This window comes from Nitrospira sp., from assembly GCA_030692565.1.
GTDB lineage: Bacteria > Nitrospirota > Nitrospiria > Nitrospirales > Nitrospiraceae > Nitrospira_D.
Map to the genome: position 1 here is coordinate 1 of JAUYAO010000049.1, position 7,511 is coordinate 7,511.

At 61.9% G+C, this 7,511-nt stretch carries 5 protein-coding genes; all 5 read right to left on the reverse strand.

The features are described 5' to 3' along the window. Window positions 1–269 (reverse strand): hypothetical protein (locus Q8N04_12680; GenBank protein ID MDP3091528.1); only part of this gene is annotated, 269 nt, incomplete at its 3' end. Window positions 270–348: 79 nt separating this feature from the next. Continuing rightward, on the reverse strand, window positions 349–771 hold the full coding sequence (locus Q8N04_12685) for a response regulator (protein ID MDP3091529.1): 423 nt from the start codon (window positions 769–771) through the stop codon (window positions 349–351). After that, on the reverse strand, window positions 768–2,195 hold the full coding sequence (locus Q8N04_12690) for a Mur ligase family protein (GenBank protein MDP3091530.1): 1,428 nt from the start codon (window positions 2,193–2,195) through the stop codon (window positions 768–770). The genes Q8N04_12685 and Q8N04_12690 overlap by 4 nt, the downstream gene beginning before the upstream one ends. Before the next feature lie 174 nt (window positions 2,196–2,369). After that, on the reverse strand, window positions 2,370–3,755 hold the full coding sequence (locus Q8N04_12695) for a Mur ligase family protein (protein MDP3091531.1): 1,386 nt from the start codon (window positions 3,753–3,755) through the stop codon (window positions 2,370–2,372). Window positions 3,756–3,796: 41 nt separating this feature from the next. After that, window positions 3,797–7,057: a DUF2309 domain-containing protein gene (locus tag Q8N04_12700; protein ID MDP3091532.1), complete on the reverse strand. Its 3,261-nt coding sequence runs from the start codon at window positions 7,055–7,057 to the stop codon at window positions 3,797–3,799. Between the last annotated feature and the right edge of the window lie 454 nt (window positions 7,058–7,511).

The window sequence follows — 7,511 nt, forward strand, 5'->3', positions numbered from 1 at the left end:
GGCACCTTCACCTCGACCAGGTCGGATTCCCAGCGCTGAATCAGCGCCGGCATCCCGGCAAAGGTCACTTTATTGAACTGGACGGATTTGAACGCGCCCAACCCTTTGCCGCTCACGACCACCGTCGATCCGGGGGTCGCATGATCCGGTTGGAGCATGATTTGTTGAGCGGAAGCGCCACCTTCCTGAAGGAAGCCGGCAACCCCGAGCGTGATGCACAAAGCCATCATGCCCCACGGTCTCCGGCACAGACTCATCGATCGACTCATAGGGACTCCTCGATAGTGTTGCGTGTTGTAACTCATCTTTCCCCCATTTCAAGCCAGCACACGTTGTTACCTCCCGCGGTCAGCTATCCGCAAACCCTGATGGTGGCGCGAACGCACCGAGCAGAGCCGATAGAGTTCGGGGCTCGATCGGTTTGACGAGACAGCCCATAGCCCCCCGGCTACGCCACACACGCCGTAACTCTGGTGTCATCAGTGCGCCCGTGATCACGACCGGCAGGTCTCGATCGTGCTGCCGTATAGCCCTGAGTATTTCCGGGCCGTCCACTCCCTGCGCAGCGACGTCCAAGAGCACCACGTCGACTCCGTGACGATCCAAGATGTCCAGCGCCTCCCGGCCTGAGGAGGCTTCCAGGACGTCCCACTGCCGGTCTCTAAAGAAGGCGTTGAGGCTCTCCCGACCGTTCGGATCGTCATCCACAATAAGAACCCGTTGGGTTTGCCTCCACGTGTGGGCTGAGGTGCCATACCGCTGTATCGTCATGTATACTCTCTCAGCGTCGTCTCGTTGCGGTTCATCGTGTCGTGTCTCGCGCGGATCAGTGGCCGGAGGACTCCCGCCAGATGGATCGAACCGGTCACAACCACGACGCCGTCTCCTCCCGCTATTGCCAGTGCTCGTGCAAAGGCCTCGCCCGGCTCCTCGATCACCTCCGCCGGCGCCGCGCTCCGTTGTTGCCAGAGGAGCGCCAATTCCTGCGGTAGCGTCGCGCGCGCTCCTGGATAGCGTGTGAAAATCACGTATCGGGCGCCACAATCGGCAAAGTGAGCGATCAGTTGCTCTATCTCTTTATCCCGCGGGATCCCCACGATGAGAATCCGATCACGCCCTTCGAATAGAGTGCGCACGATCGTCGACAGGCTAGCCGCCGCCATGGCATTGTGCGACCCGTCGATCACGACCGTCGGTCGGCCTGGAAACACCTCGCAACAGGCGGGGAGGCGGACCGTCTCCAGTGTCCGACGGACTTGGTCTTCCGTCAGCGCCGGAATCAGTTTCCGTTGACACAACGTCTGGAAGGCCGCCAGCGCATGCGCCGCGTTCGTCGCCATGAAGGCTGCCGGACAGTTCAGCGTGATATTCCTCCAAAGGGTCTGATGCACACGAATCGAACAGGTTCCTCGATATCCGGCACGCACAAACCCGCTTACCTCGTAATCATGCCCCAGTAGGTAATCATGGCCCATCAAGCACACCGGCGCATCGAGTTGGGCGGCGTGTGAGAGAATCACCGCCTGCGATCCATCTTCCATTGCACCGACCACCACCGGGACCGTCGGTTTGATGATGCCGGCTTTCTCGCCCGCGATCTCTTCTAAGGTATGCCCGAGCAAATCCATGTGGTCGTAGCCCACATTGGTGATCACGGAGACCTCTGGCAGGATCACGTTGGTGGCGTCGAGGCGCCCCCCGATGCCGACTTCAATCACGGCCCAGTCGACTTGCTCGGCCCGAAACGCGCAGAAGGCGGCAGCGGTGAGCAACTCAAAGTGGGTCAGCTCTTTTCCTGTGTGCGTAAGGAGAGGGCGAAGCTCATTGAAGGCCGCCACGAATGTCCGTTCACTGACCGATGCTCCCCCTACATCGATCCGTTCGCACAGCCGCTCGATATGCGGACTTGTGTAGAGGCCGACATGCAGCCCGGTCGCTCGCAATAAGGCGGCCAGCATCCGGCTCACACTGCCTTTTCCTTTGGTCCCTGTCACATGGATGGTCCGGAACGCCCGATCCGGTCTCCCGAGCGCCTCGACGCAACGGACCATTCGGTCGAGCGTGAAGACCCGTTCAGCGGGGATCTGCCGATCAGCCTCATAGTTGGAGCGGCTATCCAGCAGGGCCTGCACGTCGGCCAGCGACCGGAATGGTTCGGCCAGGGAGACGCGAACGTGTTCACTTACGGGGTTCATAGCTCTCCGTCATGATGATTTCCCCGGCCTAAAGCCACTCGTCGATCTCCTGTCTGTCTTGCCGGTCCCGTGACTCATAGAGTGGTCGGTTGCGTTTTCGACTCGGGCTCTTACCATAGGGTTTCATCACAGGCCATCCTGGTTTGATAAATTGCCGAGCACTGAGGCCTTCATTCATACGCCAGCGTTGGATGCAACAGACTGGGCGAGGGGGCGGCAATAGCCCCCCAGTTCCAAGGAGCCGGTGACTACCACGAGCCCAAGAGGCCCTGCTTCCTGGACGGCCTTCTGAAACGCGTCAGCGGGGTCGTTCACCATCTCCGCCGCAGCCGGCGTATAGGTTCGCCAGATAGCGGCAAGATCCTGAGGGGCGGCCGCGCAGTTCTCGGGATACCGGGTGAAGATGGCTCGGTCAGCTCCTGCACCGGCCAGATGCCGGATGATTGTGTCGACCTCTTTTTCTCGCGGCAGCGAGAGGAGCAGGACCGTTCGGCGGCTGGCACGGATGCTTCGGATCGTCGAGGAGAGATTGGCGGCCGCCGATGCATTGTGAGCCCCATCAATGACGATCGTCGGATCTCCGGCCAGCACTTCGCAACAGGCTGGCAGCCGAACGTGCTCGAAGGTCTGGCGTATTGCGGGAGCATCCAATGCGGCGACCAGCCCGCGGCGCCGGAGGACCTCGTAGGCCGCCAGCGCATGGGCTGCGTTGGTGGCCATAAACGCAGCCGGGGAGTCGAGGGGGATTCCCTCCCAGGTGGTGTCACCGACTCGAATCGTGCACGTTCCCTGATAGCCGGCACGGACGAAGTCGGTGGCGTCGTATTCGTGTCCGAATGATAAAACCGGCGCCTTCAGTTGTTCCGCGCGGGAGAGCACCAGCGACCGAGGCCCGTCCTGCATGGGCCCGCACACGACCGGGGTGAAAGGCTTGATAATCCCGGATTTCTCCGTCGCGATCTGTTCGAGGGTGTCTCCGAGGATCTCCATGTGATCGTAGTCCACGTTCGTGATGACCGAGACCTCCGGCGCGATCACGTTGGTCGCGTCCGCTCTCCCGCCGATCCCGACTTCCACCACGGCATAATCGACGTTGGCAGCGCGGAATGCGAAGAAGGCGGCCACGGTGAGGAATTCGAACGGGCTCATCGAGACACCGGCCCAGTCCATCAGCGATTTGAGACGGTTGCAGGCATCCACCAGCTCCTGATCGCCGAGGGGCTGACCGTTGATGGAGATCCGCTCTCGAAACTGCCCGAGGTGAGGGCTGGTGTAGAGTCCGACCTTCATGCCGCCGGCCTGGAGAAGCGCCGCCGTCATGCGACACACGCTGGTTTTGCCGTTGGTGCCGGTAATGTGCACGGACCGGTAGGCTCGATCCGGACGATCGAGAGCCTGAAGACTCCTGGCGATCGCTCCGAAATTCACGGTGCCATCCGAGGGCCGGCCGCGCAGCATGCAGGCGGTTTCGAGTTCGCGAAGAAAATCCGTGATCTCCTGGTGCGAGGAGAAGGCGACGGCCCAGTATGGCGGATCCTTCTTCAACTCCCTGTCCGGCATAGCCCCCTCATTCGTGCGCAACTCCGGCTGTCCGGAACGACTTACGCCTGCCCGACCTCGACGTCTGCGATTTGATCGGCGGTCTCCACCGTGACGCTGTCCCACCCGCCTGCGCCGTCGTAGCGGTAGTAGGATTGCGTTGCAGGCTCCAGCACGATCAGCCGAAGCCAGTGATTATGAAACAGCGTCTCCAGAAGCGGCTGTCTGGCGATGATGGCCTGCACTCGCGACCGGGGCGCCTCGATGATCGCGGTGAGACGCAGCGGGTCGTGATAGGGCATGGCGCCGTTCATGACCGACTGAACCGGCAGTCCCATGCGGAGATCGCTCTGGTTGCCGGTCATGACGCCGATCCGGCCGGTCACGTTGTGGTACACCTTGCTGCCGCTTCCGTAGGTCTCAGGCGCCACGGTGGAGAAATAATATTCGCTGTTGATCCATTGGGCCACGATCAACGGCGCCGTCATGATGATTTCGAGCAATTTGCCGTCCGGATCGGCTGCATGGTCATACGAATGGAGAAACGCGCGGCCCTCCAGATTGTGGCCGGTCGTCAAGCGGCGGTTTCCGATAATGAACCAGCTGTTTCTCGCGAGTCCCCATTCAGGACGGACTTGAGCCCAGTCGAGGCCGCGCCGTTCGATGGCCCGAAGCGCCGTGCTCCGCACCGGCTCCGCCGCATAGCCCGGTAGTCTCGCATACCGTTCCAAAGCCGCCTCGGCGCCGGCCATCGCAATGTCCTCCAATATCTGGGCTAACTCTTTGCGGTGTGTGGAGGGCACGTCCTCCAGGTCGCCGACGGAGAGACGGTCGGTGGTGGTGTCGTGGCGTGCCGCGACGAAATGGGTATCGCCGGGAATGACGAAGCCCCGCTTCGCCAGGAGATCTCGAACTTGCGGCCGGTTGGCGATGGTCGCAAACACCCGGGCGTTGGGCAGGCCTTGGCTGCCGCCGCAGGCGCCGCAGTCGAGCGCCGATTCGTAGGGGTTGTTCTGAGAGGTGCTGCCATGCCCGCAGAGAAAGACGAGCCGCGCGAAGGAGGAGGTAAGCCCCATCAACCGCAGGGAGGTTTCCACATAGTACGCCTGCTCACTGAGGGTGAATCCGGTGCGGGTAATGCGGTCGATCCGTGCCGCGTTGTCGAATCCCGTCATGCGGCATTCGCGCCGGAGATCCTCGAGAACCGGGGCTTCTTGGGCCGGGCTGAGAACCAGCAGGTGGCCGAGATCGCCGGGGATCACCGGGGAGGGAGGTGCGTCGGACAGGGCCTGCAAGCGGATGTGCTCCAGCCGCTGAGGTGTAAGAAGGGACCCTTCAACCCGGTGGTGTGTTCTGAGCCACCGCAAGATTCGCAATCGTTGCTCAGCCGCCAACATCTCATGGGCCTCGGAGCCGGTGAGCTTGTCCACCGTCACGGACGTGGACACGGGCGGTACCAGCGTGCGTCCGACCCATGCCGCGATCCGGTGATACCAGCGGGGGAAGAGCGTCTTTCCCAGCAGTGACCAGCCGAAGAACCATCCGACTGCCTCGACCATGACATAGGGGGTGACGACGTTATGCTTCAGATCGTGCAGCAGCTCCTGTCCTGCTTTCACCGCCGAAGCAGTGGTTTTGCGACGTTGGGCCGTGTCGCCGTCATAGGTGCGGGGCACTTCGCGCAAGACGTGCTTAGGCTTCAGGATGACCGGGCACAGCGCGGTCTCGTGCGGCTCGTCGAGGGATCGGTAAGAGATGGGCAGGCCAAAGAAGCCCGCAAAGCCGTATGTTTCATAGCCGCCGCGCTGCTCGAGCCGACGCCGGAACACTTCAGATCGGACATCGATGCAGAACACAAACTGCGCCAATGGTCTTGCGGGAGCAGAGGAGTCCGTCTGTGCGTTGTGTGATTCGGCCGGCGTCAGTCTCGCGAGAACCGTCCGTTCGGCGGTCAGTTCGGCTGCGTTGAGCCATCGCCTGTTTCGCTCTGGGGCGGGGAATCCGCGCAGCCAATTCGTCAGTTTCTTGCGTACGTCAGGGGAGGCGTCTGCGAGTTGTTCAGCGGCAATGCCCAACTTGTCGGCAAGGAGGTCGAGGGCCTCTGCGATGGTCTTGGCCGAGTGGGCCTGCCGATTACTGCGCTGTTGGGCGTACCACTGTTGCCCGGCCTGTTCCCATTCCTCTGCGCGAGCCGGTGTCCACCGGCGGCGGAGGCGGCGGGCCTCGGCGACGGCTTGTTTGGGAGCCCGTCCTGCGTTCAGGACACGCCTGAACCAGAATGCATGGGGGAATCGGCGTAAAAAGGTGTGGATAGCCTGGAAGTCCCCCGGGCAGCCGAGTGCTGAACGGCATGCGAGTGCCGCCAACTCGCGCTCGTAGAACAGGCGGACGGCAAGATATTTCACCAGGTCAATGCGATAGGCCTCCTGCCAGGGATCCGATGTCTGGTCGGCGCGCCATTTGATGAAGCCCGACCAGCCGGGTAGCGTCGTCAGGTGCAGGGCCAGATATTCCTGCCACAAGATCTTGGGGATCTGCATCAGATCGAGGGATTCCAGCAGGGCGTCATCCGGACGGTCTGAGAGCGCCCGAATCTTCTCCGCCCGCCGCCTGATACCCAGCAGCGAGAGCGTCCAGTCGTGCTGCGCCGACGCTTTCCAAGCTCGGAAAAACGTCTCCTCCCGATGGGGCATCGACCAGGCCGCTTCCCCTTCGTCGCAGAACGCACCGCACCACTTGATCATCTCGCGGTCTATCCGTTCGACGAGTCGAGTGCCGAGTGTGCGGTCGCACCAGGTGGCCAAGGTTTCCCGAAAGGGCCATTCCTCGGAGGGAGTCTCAATCCGGTGTTCGTGTTCTTCTCCCCGACGGGCAGACGGGAGTTGCTCCATCCAGGCGTTCAAGATCGTGAGCGGCCCCTCCGCATCCATCTCGGCGGGAGATGATGTCTGCGCGAGGATATCGGACAGTTCGATATCGTGAACCAGCGCCGCCCGTAAGACCTCCCGATGCGACAGGGTTCGGCGTCCCAATTGTACGGAATCATCGAGCACCAATGGCGCCAGCGCCTGGTCAATGGCATCGTCGGCGATACGTCCCGCACGGTGGGACTCACGATAGAGCTGGGGCGAGAGATAGCCGGCTCCGCCGAACAGCTCGGTCCCTCGTTGGACGGCTTCGGAAAAGGGCAGATGTTCGAGCCCCTGCAGCGGGTTGCGGGAGATAAATGTCCGCATCGGCCAGAGCCGAGCCACGACTTCTCCTGCGAGATTGACGTGGGATCGCAGCTCCATCCGTTGGCTGTCGGTATATGCATTCGTCATAGGCTGCCTCCGAAGAAGGGGCTCTGATGTGCGGATGGGATAGCTTCTCAGCAAGAACAAGGCCGGAGCGCTTAGAAGAACGGCGACATAAAATCTGCATATAGAAAGGGTAATCAGCGCGAGGGGCGGCGCCTGGATTCGTAGTTGTGCCTGGCCCTCGCACGCGAGATGTGCGATCACCCGCAGCGCGTGCGCTGGTGCACGCGCTGCGTTAGCTGGATAGTGGAGTAGGTTCGGGTAGGGCTAGCCCACTCAGATGGGTAGCAACGAGGCGTGAGGGCTCCTTGTTCCAGAATAGTGGAGCCCCGCTTCGATGCCCCGAATGGTGGTGAGACGTACGGATTGACCGATCATGCGAAACCTCCCTCAAGTTGTTGCCTCTCGTGATCGCGCATGCCCCACGAGGACGGCCATGTGACTGCGGTGGTTCTTGTTTATGCACCCTCGCCAGGCC